The sequence below is a fragment of the Pseudovibrio sp. WM33 genome (assembly GCF_001623165.1).
Classification (GTDB): domain Bacteria; phylum Pseudomonadota; class Alphaproteobacteria; order Rhizobiales; family Stappiaceae; genus Pseudovibrio.
The window spans coordinates 80576-80847 of record NZ_LMCK01000142.1 but is presented as its reverse complement, the minus strand read 5'-3'; the positions used below and the strand labels follow the sequence as shown (position 1 = coordinate 80847).

Genomic DNA, 272 nt, shown 5'->3' with positions numbered 1-272 from the left:
GGCAGGTGCTGCAGGCGGCCGCACTAGGGGTGTTTATTGACGGGCCGCTTTTGCGTGATCAGGACACGCCATGGCAAGGCTATCTGACCGGCTATCAGTTGCCGTTCTCAAAGGGCATGGCGTTCTTATCCAGCCCGGTGACAAGTGGCTATGAGCTACGGGCCGCCCTTAATCAGCAAGGTGTGCTCGGGGAGCTGTTGGCACCCTTACCTGCAGGGCCGCTGCACCGATGGGACAGAGGCAACCGGGTCAAGGTCAAGCTCTACAACGGA

General features: G+C 60.3%; 1 protein-coding gene. It reads left to right on the top strand.

Annotation, left to right across the window (positions count from 1 at the left end; all coding sequences use genetic code 11):
- Nucleotides 1–272, top strand: a 272-nt coding sequence (locus tag PsWM33_RS27500) for a hypothetical protein (RefSeq protein WP_193778467.1), incomplete at both ends; no start/stop codon positions are given.